At 72.0% G+C, this 20,845-nt stretch carries 18 protein-coding genes; 1 reads left to right on the top strand and 17 read right to left on the bottom strand.

The genetic code is table 11. The annotated features are described in order from the left end of the window. Positions 1-19: 19 nt before the first annotated feature. Positions 20-1,360, bottom strand: coding sequence for a glycosyltransferase 87 family protein (locus Dvina_RS08645; protein WP_380027122.1), 1,341 nt, complete (start codon positions 1,358-1,360; stop codon positions 20-22). 206 nt (positions 1,361-1,566) lie between these two features. Here Dvina_RS08645 and Dvina_RS08640 point away from each other — a divergent pair, with 206 nt between their 5' ends. After that, on the top strand, positions 1,567-2,178 hold the full coding sequence (locus Dvina_RS08640) for a GNAT family N-acetyltransferase (RefSeq protein ID WP_223101885.1): 612 nt from the start codon (positions 1,567-1,569) through the stop codon (positions 2,176-2,178). A 47-nt stretch (positions 2,179-2,225) separates the two neighbouring features. Here the strand turns inward: Dvina_RS08640 and dapB are convergent, their stop codons facing one another. The 16 genes from dapB to Dvina_RS08560 all read right to left on the bottom strand — a co-directional run bounded on the left by dapB (position 2,226) and on the right by Dvina_RS08560 (position 20,832). Next, positions 2,226-2,924, bottom strand: coding sequence for a 4-hydroxy-tetrahydrodipicolinate reductase (dapB, locus tag Dvina_RS08635; protein WP_223105410.1), 699 nt, complete (start codon positions 2,922-2,924; stop codon positions 2,226-2,228). A 170-nt stretch (positions 2,925-3,094) separates the two neighbouring features. Further along, complete coding sequence (locus tag Dvina_RS08630) at positions 3,095-4,414, bottom strand: M16 family metallopeptidase (RefSeq protein ID WP_223101884.1); 1,320 nt, start codon at positions 4,412-4,414, stop codon at positions 3,095-3,097. A 3-nt stretch (positions 4,415-4,417) separates the two neighbouring features. Next, on the bottom strand, positions 4,418-6,844 hold the full coding sequence (locus Dvina_RS08625) for a polyribonucleotide nucleotidyltransferase (RefSeq protein ID WP_223101883.1): 2,427 nt from the start codon (positions 6,842-6,844) through the stop codon (positions 4,418-4,420). Positions 6,845-7,115: 271 nt separating this feature from the next. After that, positions 7,116-7,385 (bottom strand): 30S ribosomal protein S15, encoded by a 270-nt coding sequence (gene rpsO / locus Dvina_RS08620; RefSeq protein WP_223101882.1) that lies wholly within the window; start codon positions 7,383-7,385, stop codon positions 7,116-7,118. A 108-nt stretch (positions 7,386-7,493) separates the two neighbouring features. Beyond that, positions 7,494-8,441 (bottom strand): bifunctional riboflavin kinase/FAD synthetase, encoded by a 948-nt coding sequence (locus Dvina_RS08615; RefSeq protein ID WP_223101881.1) that lies wholly within the window; start codon positions 8,439-8,441, stop codon positions 7,494-7,496. Between the two features lie 664 nt (positions 8,442-9,105). Further along, entirely contained in the window at positions 9,106-9,996 is an 891-nt protein-coding gene (gene truB / locus Dvina_RS08610) for a tRNA pseudouridine(55) synthase TruB (protein ID WP_246656105.1), read from the bottom strand. 61 nt (positions 9,997-10,057) lie between these two features. Further along, on the bottom strand, positions 10,058-11,386 hold the full coding sequence (locus Dvina_RS08605; RefSeq protein WP_223101879.1) for a DUF3626 domain-containing protein: 1,329 nt from the start codon (positions 11,384-11,386) through the stop codon (positions 10,058-10,060). Positions 11,387-11,390: 4 nt separating this feature from the next. Continuing rightward, positions 11,391-12,677: an MATE family efflux transporter gene (locus Dvina_RS08600; protein ID WP_223105409.1), complete on the bottom strand. Its 1,287-nt coding sequence runs from the start codon at positions 12,675-12,677 to the stop codon at positions 11,391-11,393. A gap of 615 nt (positions 12,678-13,292) precedes the next feature. Further along, positions 13,293-13,496, bottom strand: a complete 204-nt coding sequence (locus tag Dvina_RS08595) for a DUF6186 family protein (protein WP_223105408.1) — start codon at positions 13,494-13,496, stop codon at positions 13,293-13,295. An 11-nt stretch (positions 13,497-13,507) separates the two neighbouring features. Beyond that, a complete protein-coding gene (locus Dvina_RS08590; RefSeq protein WP_223101878.1) occupies positions 13,508-13,909 on the bottom strand; it encodes a hypothetical protein in 402 nt (133 codons plus the stop codon). Positions 13,910-13,949: 40 nt separating this feature from the next. After that, positions 13,950-15,020, bottom strand: a complete 1,071-nt coding sequence (locus Dvina_RS08585; RefSeq protein ID WP_223101877.1) for a DHH family phosphoesterase — start codon at positions 15,018-15,020, stop codon at positions 13,950-13,952. Beyond that, on the bottom strand, positions 15,017-15,505 hold the full coding sequence (gene rbfA / locus Dvina_RS08580) for a 30S ribosome-binding factor RbfA (RefSeq protein ID WP_223101876.1): 489 nt from the start codon (positions 15,503-15,505) through the stop codon (positions 15,017-15,019). Before rbfA ends, Dvina_RS08585 begins: the two co-directional genes overlap by 4 nt. Before the next feature lie 127 nt (positions 15,506-15,632). Then, positions 15,633-15,929, bottom strand: coding sequence for a DUF503 domain-containing protein (locus Dvina_RS08575; RefSeq protein ID WP_223101875.1), 297 nt, complete (start codon positions 15,927-15,929; stop codon positions 15,633-15,635). A 785-nt stretch (positions 15,930-16,714) separates the two neighbouring features. Continuing rightward, positions 16,715-17,119, bottom strand: a complete 405-nt coding sequence (locus Dvina_RS08570) for a hypothetical protein (RefSeq protein WP_223101874.1) — start codon at positions 17,117-17,119, stop codon at positions 16,715-16,717. Between the two features lie 144 nt (positions 17,120-17,263). Then, entirely contained in the window at positions 17,264-20,338 is a 3,075-nt protein-coding gene (gene infB / locus Dvina_RS08565) for a translation initiation factor IF-2 (RefSeq protein ID WP_223105407.1), read from the bottom strand. A gap of 158 nt (positions 20,339-20,496) precedes the next feature. Beyond that, entirely contained in the window at positions 20,497-20,832 is a 336-nt protein-coding gene (locus Dvina_RS08560) for a YlxR family protein (RefSeq protein ID WP_223105406.1), read from the bottom strand. Positions 20,833-20,845: the final 13 nt, after the last annotated feature.

Genomic DNA, 20,845 nt, shown 5'->3' with positions numbered 1-20,845 from the left:
CCAGGTTGAGCAGGAATGTCTATGCGCCCACGAGCGGGCGACGCGGACCCAGCCCCGATCCGGACTCCGTGCGAACCGACCCGTCGGGGTCCTTCGCGTCGAAGGCCGCCGTCACCTTGCGGTCGATGTCGACCAGGTCGGGCACGTCCTCGACGTTCGGTCCGCCGGCCTCCCCCGGCTCCCCCGCCGGCCGCTGATCGGCGCCGGTGTCGGCCGGTTCACGGATCGGCAGGCCGAACAGCAGACCGATCATCAGCAGGATGTACGCGTTGCTGCCGACGAGCCCGAGGCCGTCGAACTTGGCGTGGAAGGCCCACGGGGTGCGGCTGCACAGCAGCGCGAACGAGAAGCCGAACGCGATGGCCAGGTTGCGCCGGCGCCGCGGGTCAAGGGAGCGGTCGGTCGCGTAGTCGAACAGGATGATGATCGCCGGGACGGTCCAGACCAGGTGGTGAATCCACGTGATCGGGCTCACCATGCAGCCGACGAGGCCGGTCAGTGCCAGGCCGGCGACCTCGTCGCGGTGCTTGACGGCGCGACGGGCGCGCCAGTACCACACCGCGAGGGTGATCAGCACGAGCAGCAGCCACAGGGGCTTCATCGGCTCCGGGTTGAAGATCCGCCCGACGAGGCCGGTGAGCGCCTGGTTGGACACGAACGTCGGCGAGCCCACCCGGTCGGTGTTCCACACGGCGTCGGTCCAGAAGACGCGGGAGGCGTCGGGGGCGAACGTCGCCGCGGCCCAGGTGGCGGCGGTGGCGGTCGCGGCCGAGACGGCGGCGGCGCGCCAGCGGCGGGTGATCACCAGGTAGACGATGAAGACGCCGGGCGTGAGCTTGATCGCGGTGGCCAGGCCGATGCCGATGCCACCGAGCTTGTGGCCGCCCTTCACCAGCAGCATCACGTCGGCGACGATGAGGAACACCAGCAGGATGTTGACCTGCCCGAAGTTCACCGTCTCGCGGACCGGCTCGAACGCGGCGGCGAGCGCCATGGCGATACCCATCGCGTACCAGTACGACCAGCCCTGGCGCTTGAAGATCGGGTCGAGCAGCATCGTCAGGATCGCCATCATGGCCAGGACGTTCATGGTCACGCTGATGACGAGGGCCACGTTCCAGCTGATGAGCGACATCGGCGACATGAGCGCGGCGGCGAACGGCGGGTACGTGAAGCCGTAGGGCGTGCCGGGCGTCAGGTAGTCGTAGATGTCGCCGCCGCGGTTGACCCAGTAGTCCATCGCGCCGTAGTAGACCTTGAGGTCGAAGAACCCGTTGCGCGCCGCCGCGGCGATCAGGAAGGCCCACACGACGGCCCAGACGCCCACCACGATGAGCGCCTTCCTGAATCCGGGCCGCAGTCGGGGCCGGACGGCCGTCGACGCGAGCTCCCGTCCTCGCTCCGCCACCTGTTCTGCCCTCCTGATCACTCGCCGCTACCGGACAGTGCCATCAATGCCTCAGCGTTGCGTCACAGACGGCTTAACGCTCACACCTGTGCAACTGTGACGTGCGGGCGCTACCCCGCCGAGTTCGACTTCACACAAAATCCGTAGGCTGCTGCTTCATGACGCTCGGGTTCGTCCGTCCGGCGCGGCTCGACGACGTCGTCGAGATCGCGCGCATCCAACTCACGACGTGGCGGGTCGCCTATCGGCGGCTGCTGCCCAAACACGTCCTCGACCGGCTGGACGAGGACTGGATTACCCGCCGCTGGCGGGAGGCAATCGCGGAGCCGCCGAGCCCGGCCCACCGCGTCCTGGTGGCGGTAGAACAGGTCGATTCGCCCGGCTCCCAGCCAGAGTCAGCATACGTCGTGGGGTTTGCCGCGTCAGGTCCGGCAGACGACACCGCCCTTGCCCCGGACGAAGATCACACCGCCCTTGACAAGGCGTTTGCCTCGGCCGCCGCCGTCACGGACGTGCTGGTCGAGCCCCGGTGGGGACGGCGCGGCCACGGCAGCCGTTTGCTGGCGGCGAGTGTTGATTTGTGGCGTTCTGACGGATTCACGACAGCTCTTGCGTGGACGTTCACCGACGACAACGTGACGCGTCGATTTCTGGAGAGCAGCGGGTGGGCCCCCGACGGCGCCGGTCGATCGCTCGACGTCGATGACCTGCTGGTGCCGCAGATCCGCTGGCACGTATCCCTGGAACAGGCTCCCGTTACCGCCGCGTGATGCTGTTGCGGCCTAACGGTGGCCCTGGCGTCCCACCATTTGGACGTCTAGCCCAGCAGTGACCCCAGCCCTACGGTGAGTCCGGGCCGGCTCAGCACAGAGCGCACTGCCAGCAGTACCCCCGGCATGAAGGAAGCGCGATCGTAGGAGTCGTGCCGCAGTGTGAGTGTCTCGCCGGCGGTGCCGAAGAGGACCTCCTGGTGGGCGACGAGCCCGGTGGCCCGGATCGCGTGGACGCGCACGCCCTCGACGTCGCTCCCGCGCGCGCCGGCCAGCTCTTCCTTTGTCGCGTCGGGCACCGCGCCGAGCCCCGCTTCCGCGCGCGCCTCGGCGATGATCTGCGCCGTGCGCAGCGCGGTGCCGCTCGGCGCGTCGATCTTCTTGGGGTGGTGCATCTCGACGATCTCGACGGACTCGAAGTGCCGGGCGGCTTTCGCCGCAAACTCCATCAGCAGTACCGCACCCACGGCGAAGTTCGGCGCGATGACGATCCCGAGGTCGGGCCGGGTCGCCAGCCGGTCCCGCACCAGCTCGATGCGCTCGGTCGTGAAGCCGGACGTGCCGATGACCATGTGCACGCCGTGCTCGAGGCACCAGTCGATGTTGCCGAGCACCGAGTCGGGCGTGGTGAAGTCGACGACCACCTGCGCGGTCGCGAGCGGGTCGAAGCCGTCGCCGTCGTCGATCGTGGCGACGAGCTCCATGTCCCCCGCGCCGGTCACGGCGTCGCACACCTCGGTGCCCATGCGGCCGCGCGCGCCAAGCACGCCGACCCGGATCTTCGCGTCATTCACGCAAACAACCTAGCGGCTTGCGCGGCCGCTTCGCTCCCGCCCCGGGCAGCGTCCCGCCCGAAGTGCGGGGGCTCCACGCCCCCGGCCCAACGGTGCACCCGCCCGGGTGCAGTGCGCCCGGCTCAGCCGAGCGCGTCCGCGAACGCCCCGTCGTCGAAGTCGCCGATCAGCGCCAGCGACATCGGCCGGGCCAGTAGCTCCTCGGTGACCCGCCGCACCTGCTCCGGCGTGACTGCGTCGACACGCCGCAGCACGTCGTCGACGGTGAGCAGCTCGTCGTAGAGCAGTTCCCCCTTGCCCAGGCGGCTCATCCGTGAACCGGTGTCCTCCAGGCCGAGCACGACGGCACCCTTGAGCATGCCTTTACCGCGCTCCACCTCTTCGGCGGTCAGGCCGTCCGACGCCACCCGGGCCAGCTCCTCACGGGTGATCGCGAGGACCTCCTCGACCTTCCCGGGCGCGCAGCCGGCGTACACCCCGAAAAGACCGGAGTCGCTGTACTGCGAGGTGAAGGAGTACACCGAGTACGCCAGGCCGCGCTGCTCCCGGATCTGCTGGAACAGCCGGCTGGACATGCCGCCGCCGAGGACGTTGTTGAGCGCGCCGAGGGCGAAGCGGTCGTCGTGCTGGCGCGGGTACCCCGTGCAGCCCAGCACCAGGTGCGCCTGCTCCGTGTCCTTGTTGCGGACCACGACCTGCCCGGAGCGGGTCGGCACCTTCGCAGTGCGCGAGCGCCGGGCGGTCGGCACCGCCGTGTCGGACCAGCCGGCCCGGTCGAACGCCGCGCGCACGGCCTTGACCACCTTGGCGTGGTCGAGGTTGCCGGCCGCGGCGATGACCATTGTCTCGGGGCGGTACCGGCGGCGGTAGAAGCCGTCGATCTGCTTGCGGGTCAGCGCCGAGATCGTCGGCACGGAGCCGGAGATCTGACGGCCGAGCGGGTGGTTGCCGTACACGGCTTCGGTGAAGACGTCGTGCACCTCGTCGCCGGGCTCGTCGTCGTGCATGGCGATCTCCTCGAGGATCACGCCCCGCTCGGTCTCCACGTCCGCCTCGGTGAGGACGGAGTCGGTGACCAGGTCACACACGACGTCGATGGCCAGCGGCAGGTCGGCGTCGAGCACCCGCGCGTAGTAGCACGTGTACTCCTTGGCCGTGAACGCGTTTGTCTCCCCGCCGACCGCCTCGATCTGCGCGGAGATGTCAAGCGCGCTGCGCCGCTTGGTGCCCTTGAACAGCAGGTGCTCGAGGAAGTGCGAGACGCCCGACAGGGTGGGCGTCTCGTCCCGCGAGCCGATGCCGACCCAGACCCCGAACGAGACGCTCCGCATCGCGGGAATCGCCTCGGTCAGGATCCGCAGCCCATTGGGCAGCACGGTGCGGCGCACCGTGCCACCCAGCGGATCGTCGGACAGCGTCTGGGTCTGCGCTCGGCTCGTCATCGGTCAGTCGCGCCGGTTGCGCCGGCGGCGGAACTCGCCGCCCTCGCCGCCCTCGCCACCCTCGTCGCCGCCGCCGGCCGGAGCGGCCTCGCCGCCCTCGGCGGCCTGGCGCGGGGCCCGCTCGCCGCCGCGGTCGCCACCACGGTCGCCGCCGCGGTCACGGCGCGGGCCACGGTCGCCGCCGCGGTCACCGCGGTCGCGCGACGGCGGACGGTCGCCGCCCTCGGCCGGGGCCGCCACGGCGACCTCGCCCTCGGCCAGGACCTTGTCCAGGTAGATCTTGCCGCGGTTGTCGATGTCCGCGATCTGGACCTCGACCTTGTCGCCGACGTTGAGGAAGTCCTCGACCTTGTCGACCCGCTTGCCGTTGCCCACCTTGGAGATGTGCAGCAGGCCGTCGCGGCCCGGCAGCAGCGAGATGAACGCGCCGAACGCGGCCGTCTTCACCACGGTGCCGAGGAACTTGTCGCCGACCTTCGGCATCGTCGGGTTGGCGATCGCGTTGATCCGCTCGACCGCGGCCTCGGCCGACGGGCCGTCGGTCGCGCCGACGTAGATCGTGCCGTCGTCCTCGATGCTGATCTCCGCGCCGGTCTCGTCCTGGATCGCGTTGATGGTCTGACCCTTGGGCCCGATCACCATGCCGATCTTGTCGACCGGGATGCGCACCGTGGTGACCCGCGGCGCGTACTGGCTCATGCCCGCCGGCGACTCGATCGCCTCGGCCATCACGTCGAGGATGACGTGCCGCGCGTCGTGGGCCTGCTGCAGGGCGCCGGCCAGCACGTCCGACGGGATGCCGTCGAGCTTGGTGTCCAGCTGCAGCGCGGTGACGAACTCGCGGGTGCCGGCGACCTTGAAGTCCATGTCGCCGAACGCGTCCTCGGCCCCGAGGATGTCGGTCAGGGTGACGTACTGCGTCTTGCCCTCGACCTCGTCGGAGATCAGGCCCATCGCGATGCCCGCGACCGGCGCCTTCAGCGGCACACCGGCCGATAGCAGCGCCATGGTGGAGGCGCAGACCGAGCCCATCGACGTCGAGCCGTTGGAGCCCAGCGCCTCGGAGACCTGCCGGATCGCGTAGGGGAACTCCTCGCGGGTCGGCAGGACCGGGATCAGGGCCCGCTCGGCGAGCGCGCCGTGGCCGATCTCGCGCCGCTTCGGGGCGCCGACGCGGCCGGTCTCACCGGTCGAGTACGGCGGGAAGTTGTAGTTGTGCATGTAGCGCTTGGACTTCTCGGGCGCGAGGGTGTCGAGCGTCTGCTCCATGCGCAGCATGTTCAGCGTGGTGACGCCCAGGATCTGCGTCTCGCCCCGCTCGAACAGCGCCGAGCCGTGCACCCGCGGCAGGACCTGCACCTCGGCGGTCAGCGGCCGGATGTCCTTCGGGCCACGGCCGTCGATGCGGACCTGGTCGCGCAGGACGCGGGCCCGGACCTCGCTCTTGGTCAGCGACCGCAGCGCGGCGCCGATCTCCTTCTCGCGGCCCTCGAGCCGGCTGCCGACCCGCTCGAACGCGGCTTCCTTGATCCGGTCGAGGGCCTCCTCGCGCTCCGCCTTGCCGGCGATGCGCAGGGCCTCGGTGACCTCGTCCTTGACGGCACCGGCGACGGCCTCGTAGGCGTCGGGCTGGTAGTCCAGGAAGACCGGGAACTCCTGCACCGGCTTCGCGGCGACGTCGGCCAGCTCGGACTGGGCCCGGCACAGCTCGCGGATCGCGGGCTTGGCGGCCTCCAGGCCACCGGCCACGACCTCCTCGGTCGGCGCGGGCGCGCCGCCGGCCACGAGGGCCACGGTGTGCTCGGTGGCCTCGGCCTCGACCATCATGACCGCCACGTCGCCGTCGGGCAGGACCCGGCCGGCGATGACCATGTCGAACGTGGCCCGGCCGAGCTCCTCGACGGTCGGGAACGCCACCCACTGCCCGTCGATGTGGGCCATGCGGGTCGCGCCGATCGGGCCGGAGAACGGCAGGCCCGAGAGCTTCGTCGAGAGCGAGGCGGCGTTGATGGCCACGACGTCGTACGGGTGGGCCGGGTCGAGCGCCAGGACCGTCTCGACGACCTGGACCTCGTTGCGCAGGCCCTTGACGAAGCTCGGGCGCAGCGGCCGGTCGATGAGCCGGCAGGTGAGGATCGCGTCCTCGCTGGGCCGGCCCTCGCGGCGGAAGAACGAGCCGGGGATGCGCCCGGCCGCGTACATGCGCTCCTCGACGTCCACCGTCAGCGGGAAGAAGTCGAACTGCTCCTTCGGCTGCTTGCCGGCGGTCGTGGCCGAGAGGACCACGGTCTCGCCGAGCTGCGCGAGGGCCGAGCCGGCCGCCTGACGCGCGAGGCGCCCGGTGGAGAAGGTGATCTCCCGGGTGCCGAACGAGCCGTTGTCGATGACGGCCTTGCTGGTGTGTGTACCGAGATTGCTCTGCTCGGTCATGTGTATTGTTGCTCCCTTTTGGGTTGTTGGTTCACCCTCGGCGGAGCTGTCCGCGGCCGGTCTTCGATCGAAGCTCACGGGGTGGTACTCACCCGGGAGCCACTACCGAGGACCGGTGCGCCGACCAACTCGGCGGGGCGCTGCCATTCCAGTGTGTCACTACTCGACGGGGGAGAGCCGATAACCGGGCCCCGAGGCGATCGTGTGTCTTGCGACGCACCACAGAATCGACCCGGGTGGTTCGGCGTCCCCCCCGTTCACGAGCGTGTTGTTATCGCCGCAGGCCGAGCCGCTCGATCAGCGAGCGGTAGCGGGCGATGTCGTTCTTCTGCAGGTAGTTCAGCAGACGACGACGGCGGCCGACCAGCAGCAGCAGGCCGCGCCGGCTGTGGTGGTCGTGCTTGTGGAGCTTGAGGTGTTCGGTGAGGTCCGCGATCCGCTTGGTCAGCATCGCCACCTGGACCTCCGGCGAACCGGTGTCGCCCTCGGCGGTGGCGTACTTGCCCATGATCTCGGTCTTCTGCGCAGAGTCGAGCGCCATGTTCTCCCTTTACCGTGGATTCGTCCGGCCGGGCCCCGCGGCGTCGTGCAGGCAGCCTGACCCCCGCCGGTCACCCGGCGTCAACCCAAGGCTAACAGACTTGCCAATTCACCCCTGCATCGGACCGCGCTGCAGGACCTGTCGGGTCTGCTCGACGTCCTCCGCGATCTGCGCGATCAACGGCTCGATGCCCTGGTAGACGCGCTGCTCACGGAGCCGGTCGACGAAGTCGAGGCTCACCCGCTCCCCGTACAGGTCACCCTCGAAGTCGAGCACGAACGCCTCGACCCGCCGCTCCGTGCCGGAAAACGTCGGATTGCTCCCGATCGAAACCGCCGACGGCAGCCGCGCCCCGTCGCGATCCCGCACGAACCACGCGGCGTAGATCCCGTCCGCGGGCACCGCCGCATTGGCCGGCACGAGCAGGTTGGCGGTGGGAAAACCCAGCTCACGCCCCCGCTGATCACCCCGGACGACCACCCCGTCGAGCCGATGCGGCCGCCCGAGCGCCCGCGCCGCGGCCACGACGTCGCCGGCATCGACACAGCTGCGGATGTACGTCGAGGAGAACACCGTCCCCTCGTCCGCCACCAGCGGCGCCCCCTCGACCGCGAACCCGAACGTCCGCCCAAGCTTCGTCAGCAGCGCGACGTCACCGCCCTGCTTGTGCCCGAACCGAAAGTTCTCGCCGACGACGACGAGCGCGGTGTGCAGCCGCTCGACGAGCGCATCGTGCACGAACTCTTCAGGCGACAGCCGCGAGTACTCAGCCGTGAACGGAATGACGCACAGCACATCGACGCCGAGCGCTTCGAGCAGCTCGGCCTTGCGCCCCGGCTCCGTCAGCACCGCCGGATGCGACCCGGGCCGCACGACCTCGGCCGGATGCGGGTCGAACGTCACGACGACGGACTGCACGCCGAGCTCATGAGCGCGCTTCACGGCATGCCCGATGATCTGCTGGTGGCCCCGGTGAACCCCGTCGAACACACCGATCGTCGCGACCGCGCGTCCCCATCCACCAGGAGCCGCCTGCGTCCCCCGCCAACGCTGCATGGTCCCGAGCGTACTGCCTGTCCTTGCCCCGCCCTTCGGCCGACCCAGAACCCGACACACCACCAATTCCCCATCGGCGGGCCGGACTCCCTCCTGCACCCCGCCCCGCCCGCCCCGCTGCGCGAGTGCGAGTGCGAGTGCGTAGCCGCTGTACGCCGCCGCCAGCACCGCGCGGACGCGCCCTGGCGTGCCGGCGATCTGCCATCACCGCGCGGACGCACCGTGCCGCGCGGACGCGCCGTGCCGTCGGGTTTGGTGCGCGCGGTGGCGGGTTGGCGCGGTGACGGCGGCAAGCGGCAGCGCGGCAGCGCGGCAGCGGCAGCGCGGCAGCGCGGTGACGGCGGCGCAGTGGTGGCGCCGTAGCGCGGTGCGGCGGTGCGTTGGTGGGGTAGCGGCGGCGCGATGGCGGTAGCGGCAGCGCGGCGGTGCGGTAGCGGCGGCGTGGTGGTGCGGTGCGGTGGCCGCGGCGCGGTAGCGGCGGCGCGGTAGCGGCGGCGCGGTAGCGGCGGCGCGGTAGCGGCGGCGTGGTGGTGCGGTGCGGTGGCCGCGGCGCGGTAGCGGCGGCGCGGTAGCGGCGGCGCGGTAGCGGCGGCGCGGTAGCGGCGGCGCGGTAGCGGCGGCGCGGTGGTGGCGGCGCGGTGGTGGCGGCGCGGTGGTGCGGTGCTTAGGGGACGAGGACGATCTCTGGGCGGGCTTTGCCGTCGCGTTCCTGGACGATCGCCAGGACGGTTCCGTCCGGGGCGAAGACGGCGTACGGGTCCGTGAGGCCGATTGCGGTCAGGGGGCCGCCGTGGGACAGGGTCTTGGCCTCTTCGGCGGTGGCGTCGCGGCGCGGGAAGCAGCGGTCGGCGGCGGCCGGCAAGGGCATCGTGACCGGGTCCTCGCGCATGGCCAGTTCGTCAAGTGTCGCCGCTTCGGCCAGGGTGAAGTTGCCTACTGCGGTTCGCCGCAGCGCCGTGAGGTGGCCGCCCACGCCCAGTGCGGCGCCCAGGTCGCGGGCCAGGGCTCGGATGTAGGTGCCGGAGGACACGGCTACGTCCACGTCCAGGTCGACGTGCGTGCCCGCGCGGCGCAGCGCCAGCACGTCCAGCCTGGACACGGTCACCGGGCGGGCCGCCAGCGCCACCTCCTCGCCGGAGCGGACGCGGTGGTAGGAGCGGACGCCGTTCACCTTGATCGCTGACACCGAGCTCGGCACCTGGAGGATGTCGCCCCGCAGCGGGGTCAGGCCGGTCTCGATCTCGAGATCGGTCAGGGTCGACGCGTCCGCGCGGGCGACGACCTCACCCTCGGCGTCATCGGTGATCGTGGACTCGCCGAGGCGGATCGTCGCGGTGTACTGCTTCGTGCTCCCGATCACGTACGTGAGCAGCCGCGTCGCCTTCTCCACGCCCACGATGAGCACGCCGGTGGCCATCGGGTCCAGGGTGCCGCCGTGGCCGACCCGCCGCGTCCGCGCGAGGCGGCGCATGCGAGACACCACGTCGTGCGAGGTCATTCCGCCGGGCTTGTCGACGACGACGAGGCCGCCCGCGGTCGCCGTCTTCTGCGCCATGCGCGACACCATAACCGCGGGCCCGACGGCGTTCGCTGCCAGTACCCCGCCACCGCCCGAATCAGCCGAACCGCACCAGGCAATGCCACAGGTACTTCAACAGCTGCAGCACCTCCGCCCGCTCTCCCCACGCCGCCCAAAGCTCCGGCTCCCGCGCGGCCGCGCCGATGAGCGCCGCGTCCACAGCTGACGCGCGGAAGCGCTCGCACACCGCCGAAGCCAGCGCCGGCACCTCCGCCCCGCGGAACGCCTCCGGAATGTCGCACGGAGCGAGCCGGAAGCCGGCCCGCCACTCGACCCGCAGCCCGTAGCGCTTTGCGAGCAGGTCGGCGGCTTCCGCGGTACCACATCCGCTGCTTTGAAAGGAGCTGTCCAAGACCAGCGCCTCGACGTCGTCGGCCAGGCGGACAGGTCCGTGGATCTGTGCCTCGACGTAGTCGTCGAGCGCCCGCCCCGGCCCACCCACGCGCGGTCGCGCCAACACCTCCGCGCCATGCAGCACATCATCACCGTGCGACGCGTCCGCGCGCGGCAAGACATCGGCACCGTGCGACGCGTCCGCGCGCGGCAAGACATCGGCACCGTGCGACGCGTCCGCGCGCGGCAAGACATCGGCAGCGAGCGACGCGTCCGAGCGCGGCAAGACATCGGCAGCGAGCGACGCGTCCGAGCGCGGCGAGACATCGGCAGCGAGCGACGCGTCCGCGCGCCGCAAGAAGTCCGCGCCGTGGGACGCATCCGCGCCGTCCCCCACCCCCGCGCCGTACAACTCAGCGCCGTGCGACGCGTCCGCGCGCCGCACCACATCCGCGTCGCCCACCACATCCGCGTCGCCCAACGCATAAGCGCGGCGCAACACGGCAGCGCCTCGTGACGCGTCCGCGCGGCGCAACACGTCCGCGCCGTGCAATGCCTCCAGCGCGGCCAGCACCGCCCCGAACGCGTCCGCCGTGCCCACCTCGGTCGGCTCGTGGAAGCTGTCCCCGAACGTGAACGTCGCCCAGCGCGTCACGTGCGGCCGCAGGCGTAGATGCGCCGACCCGAACCGCGGCGCCGCTCCGTCGTCGTGGTGGAAGAGGTTCAGCGCGCCGTACTTGGGCCGCTCCGCCGCCGTGACGCCCGGTCGCTGGTAGACGCCGCCGAACATCTGCGCCTCCCACCGGTCGCGATCGCCGCCCGGAAACGCCGTGAGTCCACCGTTCGAGATGCCGGTCTCGAACTGGCTGCGGAACCGCCCGTCGGCCAGCAGCCCGTCAAGGACCGTGCCGTCGCCGACCCGCCGATCGGGGTGGAAGTTGATCGTGATCGGCGCCGACGACTCCAGCGGCGTGTCAGCATGGCCGCGTCCGCGCACGAACTCGACGGCGGCGAGCTGGGCCGGGGTCAACACGGCGTCATCGTACGGCGCCCGCCACCGCCCAGCGGTCCCCCGCCAGCCGGTGCAGCAGCCCGATCAGCCGCAGCGCGATGAACAGTGTCAGCGCCATCCAGACGCCGCGCAGCCCGGCATCGACGAGGTACGCGAGCCAGATCCCCGGCAGGAACCCGCCAAGTGCGCTGACGAGCGTGAGATTGCGCAGGTACCCCACGTCGCCCGCCCCGAGGAACACCCCGTCGAGCGCGAACACGACGCCGGCCGCCGGCATCATCGCGACGAAGAACCACCAGGCGTGCCGGGCTTCGGCGTACACCTGCGCGTCCGCGCCGAACCACGGCCGGACCGCGAGCAGCGCCAGCGCCACCAGCCCGGCGAACAGGCCGCCCGCGACCAGGCCGGCCAGCGTGATCCGCCGGGCCAGGAGCCGCGCCTCGGCCACCCGCTCGCCTCCGAGCGCCGCCCCCACCAGCGACTGCGCGGCGATGGCCAGCGCGTCCAGGGCCAACGCGGTGAAGAAGAACAGCTGGATGGCGATCTGATGCGCGGCCAGCGCGGCGACCCCGAAGCGGGCCGCCACGGCCGACGCGGAGAGGAAGCACGCCTGGAACGCCGCGCCGCGCAGCAGCAGGTCGCGTCCGAGCGTCAGCTGGTTCAGGATCACGGCGGGCCTGGGCCGCAGGGCCACCCGCTCGGAGACCAGCGCCCGCACGAACAGCAGCCCCACGACGGTCTGGGCTGTCACGTTGGCGACGGCGGACCCGATGAGGCCCAGGCCGGCCGGGTACACCAGCAGCGGGCACAGCGCCGCGGAGAGCGCGTTGGCGGCCAGCACGTAGTACAGCGGCCGCCGGGTGTCCTGTACGCCGCGCATCCACCCATTGCCCGCGGTGCCGAGCATGAGCCCGGGTGCGCCCAGGGCGGCGATGCGCAGCCAGTGCTCGGCGTTGGCGGCGACGTCACCCGGGCCGCCCGCGAGGGCGCGGGAGAGCGGGCCGGCCGCGGCCTCCAGGACCAGCAGGATCGTGAACCCGCCGGCCAGCGCCAGCCAGGACGCCTGCACGCCCTCTTCCACCGCCTCCGCGCGCTGCCCCGCACCGAAGCGGCGGGCGGCGCGGCCGGTGGTGCCGTAGGCGAGCACGGTGCCCAGCCAGACGGCGAGGCTCATCACGGAGCCGCCGATGGCCAGGCCGGCCAGTTGGGTGCGGCCGAGGTGGCCGACGACGGCGGTGTCGACGAGGACGTAGAGGGGCTCGGCGGCGAGTACGACGAGCGCCGGGAGGGCCAGTGCGGCCACCCGACGCATCGTGGGTGCCTGATCGACCGTCACCCGCCCATAGTAAGGGCGGAACGGTTTATGGGCGCTTACAAAGGTCAGCCGCGGCGGTCCATCGACATCTGCAGTGCGGCGCGGGCGCGCTCGCGGGTGTCGGTGGCCGGCTCCTGCGGCTTGGGCTGGGGCTTCTGCTGCTCAGGCATGACGAAGGTCTCCTCTGTTGCATGGTGCTGTGGTCAGTACTTGGTGGGTCGCGCCGGGGTCACCGGGAGACACGCACAAAGCACGCCAAGGAGACCGACCTGGGTGGTGTCGGCCTGTTGACACTGTTGGGCTGCGCACGTGATTCCTCGCTTCCGGCGTGATGGTGCGGGCCGTTGACACCCGCCGCCGGGACCCGCTCGCTAGCGGTTCGCCCGGGGCGGGCAGCGAAGAATTCGTACTGTGCGCATATTCCTAAGCTATCGTTCAGTTTCACGATGTGCGACGCCATCCCGCAATCTGGAACGCCAAATTCCCTCGAACGAGCGATCGATTGCGCAGCTCAGCAGGCCGGACGGGGTGCAGAGGCGGAGTACGCCCGATCCGGCGCGGGCGCGAAGCGGCCCCGGAATCCGCCGCTGCCGCAGGGTCGAAAAGGTGCCGTCAGCGGGCCAGGAAGTGCCAGCCGAGCCACCACCAAAAGCTGAACATGGCGATCCGGCCGACGGGGAGGGGGCCTACGCGGTAGCGCATGACGACGCCGCACACATCGCCGAGGGACGGCACGCGCGAGCCCTCGCGGCGCGACGCGATCTCGACCGCGGCGAACAGCCCGATGGCCACGGTGTACAGGATGGCGACGAGCACCTGGCCGGCGCTCACCGCCGCACCATGGCCCAGAACGCCCAGAGCCAGCCGTAGTACGCGCCCGCGCGGGCCCAGTAGTGCTCGAGCACGGGGTCGGCCAGACGGGACAGCGTCGGGTACGCGTACGTCCCGTTGAGGAACGTCGCCCCCTCCACGACGCCGAAGAGCAGCAGCGGCACCAGCCACCAGGTGGCGCCGCGGGCCAGGCGCGGAGGCGACGTCCGCCGGGGCGCGTGGGGCGACATCCCGAGCCAGAACAGCGCGCCGCCGGTGGTCAGGACGAGCAGGTTGGCCCGCAGGCCGAAGGACGGCGAGGCGCCGCCGACCAGGGCGATGAGCGCAAAGACGGGGGTCATTACCACCGGCCGGGCCCAGGCCCGGTCGACCTCCGCAACCAGCTCGGGTCGGTCCATCCATCGATTGTCACCGCAGTGGATGTGTCCGGGCCAGCCGTTATGGCCCCGATGTTCTCCCGGAGTTAACCCTGACATCCGAGGGGGCGGGCAGGAGTGTGCGGACCGCGTCGACGACGTCCTCGACCCGCCCGGTCGCGCTGAACCCGGCCGCGAACCGGTGCCCGCCGCCCCCGAGCGCCACCGCGACCGCGCTCACGTCGACCGCGCCCTTGCTGCGCAGCGAGACCGACCACTCCCCCGGCCTCACCGGCTTGACGAGGCACGCGACGTCGGCCTCGGCGACGCTGCGCACCGTGTCGATGAGCGCCTCGACGGCGGCCGGCTTCTGGTCGTGGGCGGCCAGTTCATCGAGCGTGAGGTACGTCCACGCGAACCCCAGCCCGCCCGCGCCCGCGCGTTCGAGGACCATCCGGGCCAGCGCGACGCCGAAGAGCCGCAGCGCCCCGATCGGCCGCGTGTCGAACAGGCGCCGCGAGATCTCGCCGACCTGGATGCCGGCGGCGATCAGCCGGGCCGCGAACTCGTGCACCGCCGGCGTCGTGGACGCGAACTTGAACGAGCCGGTGTCGGTGGACAGCGCGACGTAGAGGCACTCGGCGATGGCCGGGTCCAGGGGCACGCCGAGGCGCCGCAGCAGCCCGTCGGACAGCACCGACGTCGCCGCGGCCGTTGGGTCCACGAGGTTGATCCGGCCGAAGCCGGGGTTCGACACGTGGTGATCGAGCACGATGCCGACGGGCGCCGTGCGCAGCCGGTCGGCCAGGCCTCCGAGCCGCTCGCTGCTGGCCACGTCGAAGACAAGCATCGCGTCTGGCGCCGGATCGGCGTCCTCCTCGGCCACGAGCAGGTCGGTGCCCGGGAGCGTGTCGAACGGCGCGGGCAGCACCAGCGGCCCCGGGAACGTCGCGGTGAGCCGCCCGATCCCGAGCTCGTCCGCGACCGCGCGCAGCCCGAGGCCGCACCCGAGCATGCTTCCGAGCGCGTCACCGTCGGGGTTCACGTGGCAGGCCAGGAGGACCCTCGCGCCGCGCGGAAGCGCACGCAGCGCGGCGACGGCCGCCGCCCACTCCGCCTCAGGGGGCAGCGGGGCGGCGGCCGCGTCGCTCACCGCCGGTCCTGGCCCACGACGACCTCGTCGTCGGCCCCGTCGGCCTCGAGATCGTCATCGGACTCGTCATCCTCGATCTTGTACGGCTGCGGGTCGCCCGCATAGTGCGCGCCCGCCGCCAGCCGCTGGACCTCCGCGTCCGCGCTGCGCGCGCTGGCCAGCAGCTCGTCGATGTGCTTCACCTGCTCGGACACGTCGTCGCGCACGAACGCGAGGCTCGGCGAGTGCCGCAGCCCCAGTGCCTTGCCGACGGTCGAGCGCAGCAGACCCTTGGCGCTCTCCAGTGCGGCCGCGGTGCCGGCCTGCGCCGCCGCATCGCCGAGCACCGTGTAGAACACGGTCGCCTCACGCAGGTCGGCCGTGATCCGAGCATCAGTGATCGTGATCATGCCGAGCCGGGGGTCCTTGATCTGCGTCCGCACCACCGATGCGACAAGTTCACGCACGCGCTCCGCGTGCCGCCGCACCTTCGCCGGATCCGTCATCTCGAACACCTCCGCAGCCAAACGGCCCGCCGGCCACCCTGGGGCCGACCTGCGGGACCTGAAGATCTGACCAACGCCTTGACAGTACCCGCGCCCCGCTCGCGAGGCCGCGCACCGAAAGGCAGATTTACTCGTCGTGGTCACCATGCAGCCGCCGACGCACGGACAGCAACTCGAGCTCGGGCCGCCCCGCGACCGCGCGCTCACACGTGTCGAGCACCTCCCGCACATGCCCGGCCTCCGCCGCCACGACCGCGATGCCGATCTCAGCCCGCCCGGTCAGCTCGAGCGCCCCGACCTCCGCCACGGACACCTCAAATTTGCGCAGAAAAGCGATCAAAGGCCGCACATAGCCGCGCTTGGCCTTCAACGATCGCGAGTCGCCCGGCAGAATCAGGTCAAAGACCGCGGTTCCCGTGTACACGGCGCAAGATCCTATCCGTTGAACCGCGCTTCCGCGCGCCGTTAAACCCCATTATGACTCGGGCCCGCGGTGCCTGCGACCGCTGCTCCCGCCAGCGCCTGCTCTGGGTCGGTCAATGCGAAGCCCACCGAGCCAGAGTGGGCGAAGCGCTCGGTGCCTGGGGCGCCTCCCTTCGGCGTCCGCGCAACAACAGGTCAGAACGAAAAACCTGCACCGCCCGGCGCCTCGGGTGTCCGACACGCAGCAAACGCCCGGCACGCGCGGCACGCGCGGACGCGGCGCGGAGGCGGGCACGCACGGAGGCGGCACGGAGGCGGCACGGAGGCGGCACGCGCGGACGCGGCACGAAGGCGGCACGCGTGGACGCGGCACGAAGGCGGCACGCGCGGACGCGGCACGAAGGCGGCACGCGCGGCGCATAGACGGCGCTCGCGGAGGTGGCACGCGCGGAGGCGCGGAGGCGCGGAAGCGCAGAAGCGCGGAAGCGCGGACCCGGCGGATGCCGGCGCGGATAGCCCAGAAACGTGGACACATAGGCGCAAATCCGGAAGGGCCGGACGCGGGCGCGCAGGGCTCGGTCGCGCGGGCAACCCACGCGCAGACGCAGTCGGGCCAGACGCGTGGGCGCAGCCTGGTCGGACGCGCGGACCCAGTCGGGCAGGACGCGCGGGCGCAATCGGGCAGGACGCGCAGGCGCAGGCGGGTCGGGCGCGCGGGCGCAGGCGGACCGGGCGCGCGGGCGCGGGCGAGGCCGGGTCAGCGGCAGGCTCCGAGAAGGCGGAGGTTCAGGCCACCAGTCCCGGCACGTATGGCTCCAGCGGAGGTCGAGCCACGATCGGCGGCTCCGGCTCGATCGGGATCGCCGCCGCCCCCACCGCCGGCAACGGCCCCCGTCTGCGTGGGTGGACGGCGCCGGCGCTGCCGCCGCGACCTCGGTACACGTAGAGGGAGTCCGGGGCGACCGCGTCCAGGGCGGCGGTCACCGCCGGCAGAGCGCGGAAGCGGGCCCAGTCGCCGGCGTCGTCGAAGCCGAGCTCGAACACGACTCCGAAGTCCTCGGAACGCCAGGACCAGTCGCGGGCCCCGTGGGTCAGCGCGGCCTCGATCAGGGCCGCGCTGTGTGCATCACGCCAGAGTCGCGCGGGGTACTCCCCGTCGCGCACCTCGATCGACCACCACTGCAGCTCCATAATGTGATTCACGTTACCCCCGCCCGCGGGGGAACCCAAAGGACAAAATCGGGGCGCAGGCAGCCGCGCGAAGAGGCGCAAAAGCGGCGTAAAGCGCGAGGGCCGCGGCGCGAACGCCACGGCCCCCTCAGTTACCGCTGTCGATCAGACGCGCGGCTTCTCGCGAAGCTCCCACGTCTCGATGACGTCGCCGATCTGGATGTCGTTGTAGGTCCCGAGCGTGATACCACACTCGAAGCCCTCGCGGACCTCGGTCGCGTCGTCCTTGAACCGGCGCAGGCCGGCGATCGTCAGGTTGTCGTTCACCACCGCACCGTCGCGGACCAGGCGCGCCTTGGTGTTGCGCCGGATCAGGCCGGTACGGACGATGCAGCCCGCGATGTTGCCGAAGCGCGACGAGCGGAAGACCTCGCGGATCTCCGCCGAGCCGAGCTCGACCTCCTCGTAGACCGGCTTGAGCAGGCCCTTGAGGGAGGACTCGATCTCCTCGATGGCCTGGTAGATGACGGTGTAGTACCGGATCTCCACGCCCTCGCGGTCGGCCAGGTCGCGCGTGCGGCCCTCGGCCCGCACGTTGAACCCGATGATGATCGCGTCCGAGGCGCTGGCCAGGTTGACGTCGTCCTGCGTGACCGCACCGACGCCGCGGTGGATGATCCGCAGCTGCACCTCGTCGGAGACGACGATCTTGACCAGCGCGTCCTCGAGCGCCTCGACCGAGCCCGAGCCGTCACCCTTGAGGATGAGGTTGAGCGTGGTCTTCTCGCCCTGCTTGAGCTGGTCGAACAGCGTCTCCAGGGTGACCCGGCCGGTGCGCGCCGCCATCTCGGCCGCGCGGCGGCGGGCCTGCCGCTGCTCGGCGATCTGACGCGCGGTGCGGTCGTCGTCGGCGGCGAGGAACGTGTCGCCGGCACCGGGCACCGAGGTCAGGCCGAGCACGAGGACCGGACGGGCCGGACCCGCGTGCGGCACGGGCTTGCCGTTCTCGTCGAGCATCGCGCGGACGCGTCCGTAGGCGCGGCCGGCGACGATCGAGTCACCGACGTTGAGCGTGCCCTTCTCCACCAGGACGGTGGCGACCGGGCCGCGGCCGCGGTCGAGGTGCGACTCGATCGCGATGCCCTGGGCCGGGCCGTCGATGGGCGCGCGCAGGTCGAGCGCGGCATCGGCGGTCAGCAGGATGGCCTCGAGCAGTCCGTCGATGTTGATCCGGCTCTTGGCCGAGATGTCGACGAACATGGTCTCGCCGCCGTACTCCTCGGCGACCAGGCCGTACTGCGTCAGCTCCTGCCGCACCTTGGCCGGGTTGGCCTCGGGCTTGTCGATCTTGTTCACCGCGACCACGATCGGCACCTCGGCCGCCTGGGCGTGGTTGAGCGCCTCGATCGTCTGAGGCATCACGCCGTCGTCGGCCGCCACCACCAGGACCACGATGTCCGTGGCCTGCGCACCGCGGGCACGCATGGCGGTGAACGCCTCGTGACCCGGGGTGTCGATGAAGGTGACCGCGCGGTCCTCGTCCTCGTGCTGGACGTGCACCTGGTAGGCACCGATGTGCTGGGTGATGCCACCGGCCTCACCGCCCGCGACGTTCGTCTGGCGGATCGCGTCGAGCAGCTTCGTCTTACCGTGGTCGACGTGACCCATGACGGTCACGACCGGCGGCCGGACGACCAGGCGCTCCTCGTCGACATCGGCGTCGAGGTCGATGTCGAAGCGGGCCAGCAGCTCGCGGTCCTCGTCCTCGGGGCTGACGATCTGCACGTCGAAGCCGAGGTGCTCACCGAGCAGCATCAGGGTCTCGTTGGTGCACGACTGGGTAGCCGTCACCATCTCACCCAGGTTGAACATCTCCTGGACGAGCGAGCCCGGGTTGGCGTTGATCCGGTCGGCGAAGTCCGACAGCGACGCACCCTGCGGGAGGCGGATCGCCTGACCCTGACCCCGCGGGGCGCCCGAGCCCATGGTGGGCGCGGAGAGGTTGTCGAACTCCTGTCTGCGCTGCTTCTTCGACTTGCGGCCACGCGTCGGCCGGCCACCGGGACGCCCGAAGGCACCCGCGGCACCGCCGCCACGGCCGCGACCGCCCGCGCCGCCGCCCGGACGACCGGCACCGGCGCCCGCTGGGGCACCGCCACCGCCACCGGGGCCGCCACGGTAGCCACCGCCACCGCCGGCACCGCCGCCCCCACCGGGGCCGCCACGGAAGCCGCCACCGCCGCCGCCCCCACCGGGACCGCCACGGAAACCGCCACCGGCGCCGCCGCCACCGGGACCGCCGGGACGACCGGCACCGCCGCCACCGCCACCGGGGCCGCCGCGGAAGCCTCCGCCGCCGCCACCGGGACGACCCGGACGGTCACCGCCGGGTCCGCCGGCGGGACGACCGGGCCGCTGGCTCGGCATCTGCGACGGGTTGGGCCGCGGGCCGCCCATGGACGCCGGGTTGGGCCGCGGCGGCATGGAGGACGGGTTGGGCCGGGGAATGTTGCCGGGTGTCGGCGGGCGCGGCGAGGCGCCACCCGACACACCGAACGGGTTGTTGCCCGGCGACCGCGGCGGACGCTGCCCGCCACCGGGCCGGGGGCCCTGACCGGGGCGCGGAGCGCCCGAGCCGGGGGCACCGCGGTCCGAGCTGGGCGCGGGGCCGGGCCGGGGACCGGGCGAGGGCGCACCGGGGCCGCCGCCGCTGGGCGGCTGCGGCGAGTCGCGCCGGGTGTTCTCCCGCTGACGGGCCTGCTGGGCGGCCTTCATCGCCGCTTCCTGCTCAGCCTTCAGCGCGGCGGCGCGCTGCTCGGCGGCCGCCACCTCGATGTCGTGCGCACTCGTCGGCTTGACCGCCGGGGGGGCCGGACGCGGCGGGCCGGGCACGGGGCCGCGGCCTCCGCCTCCAGGACCACCGGATCCGCCACCTGCGGGCGGCGCGGGCCGCTTCGGAGGCGCAAAGGGCTTCGCCGCCGGAGACGGCGCCGGACGGGGTGCCGCCGGTACCGGCGTCGACGAAGGAGCCGACGCGGACGGGGCTGCGGGTGCCGAGGGCGCCGAAGACGACCCTCCACCGTTTTCGAAGCTCGCTCGCAGCCGTCGCGCCACTGGCGCCTCGACCGTGCTGGATGCGGACTTCACGTACTCACCGAGCTCTTGCAGCTTCGCGAGTACGGTCTTGCTTTCGACCCCGAGCTCTTTTGCAAGCTCGTGTACGCGGGCCTTGCCTGCCACTACACTCCTCACCTCGAGGCCGGGCGGCAAGTTCCGCTCCGACCTCACTCGTGCACTTGAAGCCTGGTCATCTCAGGGACTTCATCGTGTGCTCATGTCCGTCGTCCTACCTAGCGTGTCCGGGTGGGGCGTCGCGCTCCCACCACCGGCGGTTCCAGTCACTGCGTATGCTCCGGCTCCGTCACCGCCACGCCCTGCCCGTGTGCGGCAGTGGCGACGGCTTCGGCCAGCGGGCCGGTGTCCAGGACCCCGGAGATGCGCAGGGCCCGCCCGAAGGCGCGCCTGCGCTCCGCTAGCGCGAGGCAGGCCGGATCGGGATGCACGTGGGCGCCCCGGCCCGACCGTCTGCGAGCCGGATCGGGGACGGCCCTGAACTGGTCAGGACCACTCTCGATCGCGACAAATCGCAGCAACTCGGAGGATGACGCACGCTTCCGGCATCCAATGCACGTGCGGACCGGCCGAGTTATGAGCAGGGCCGAGTTCGCGGGCATGCCAGCCGGGGGC

The sequence above is a fragment of the Dactylosporangium vinaceum genome, assembly GCF_019904175.1.
Classification (GTDB): Bacteria; Actinomycetota; Actinomycetes; order Mycobacteriales; family Micromonosporaceae; genus Dactylosporangium; species Dactylosporangium vinaceum.
The sequence above is the reverse complement of the archived record's forward strand: the minus strand, read 5'-3'. Positions and strand labels throughout refer to the sequence as shown.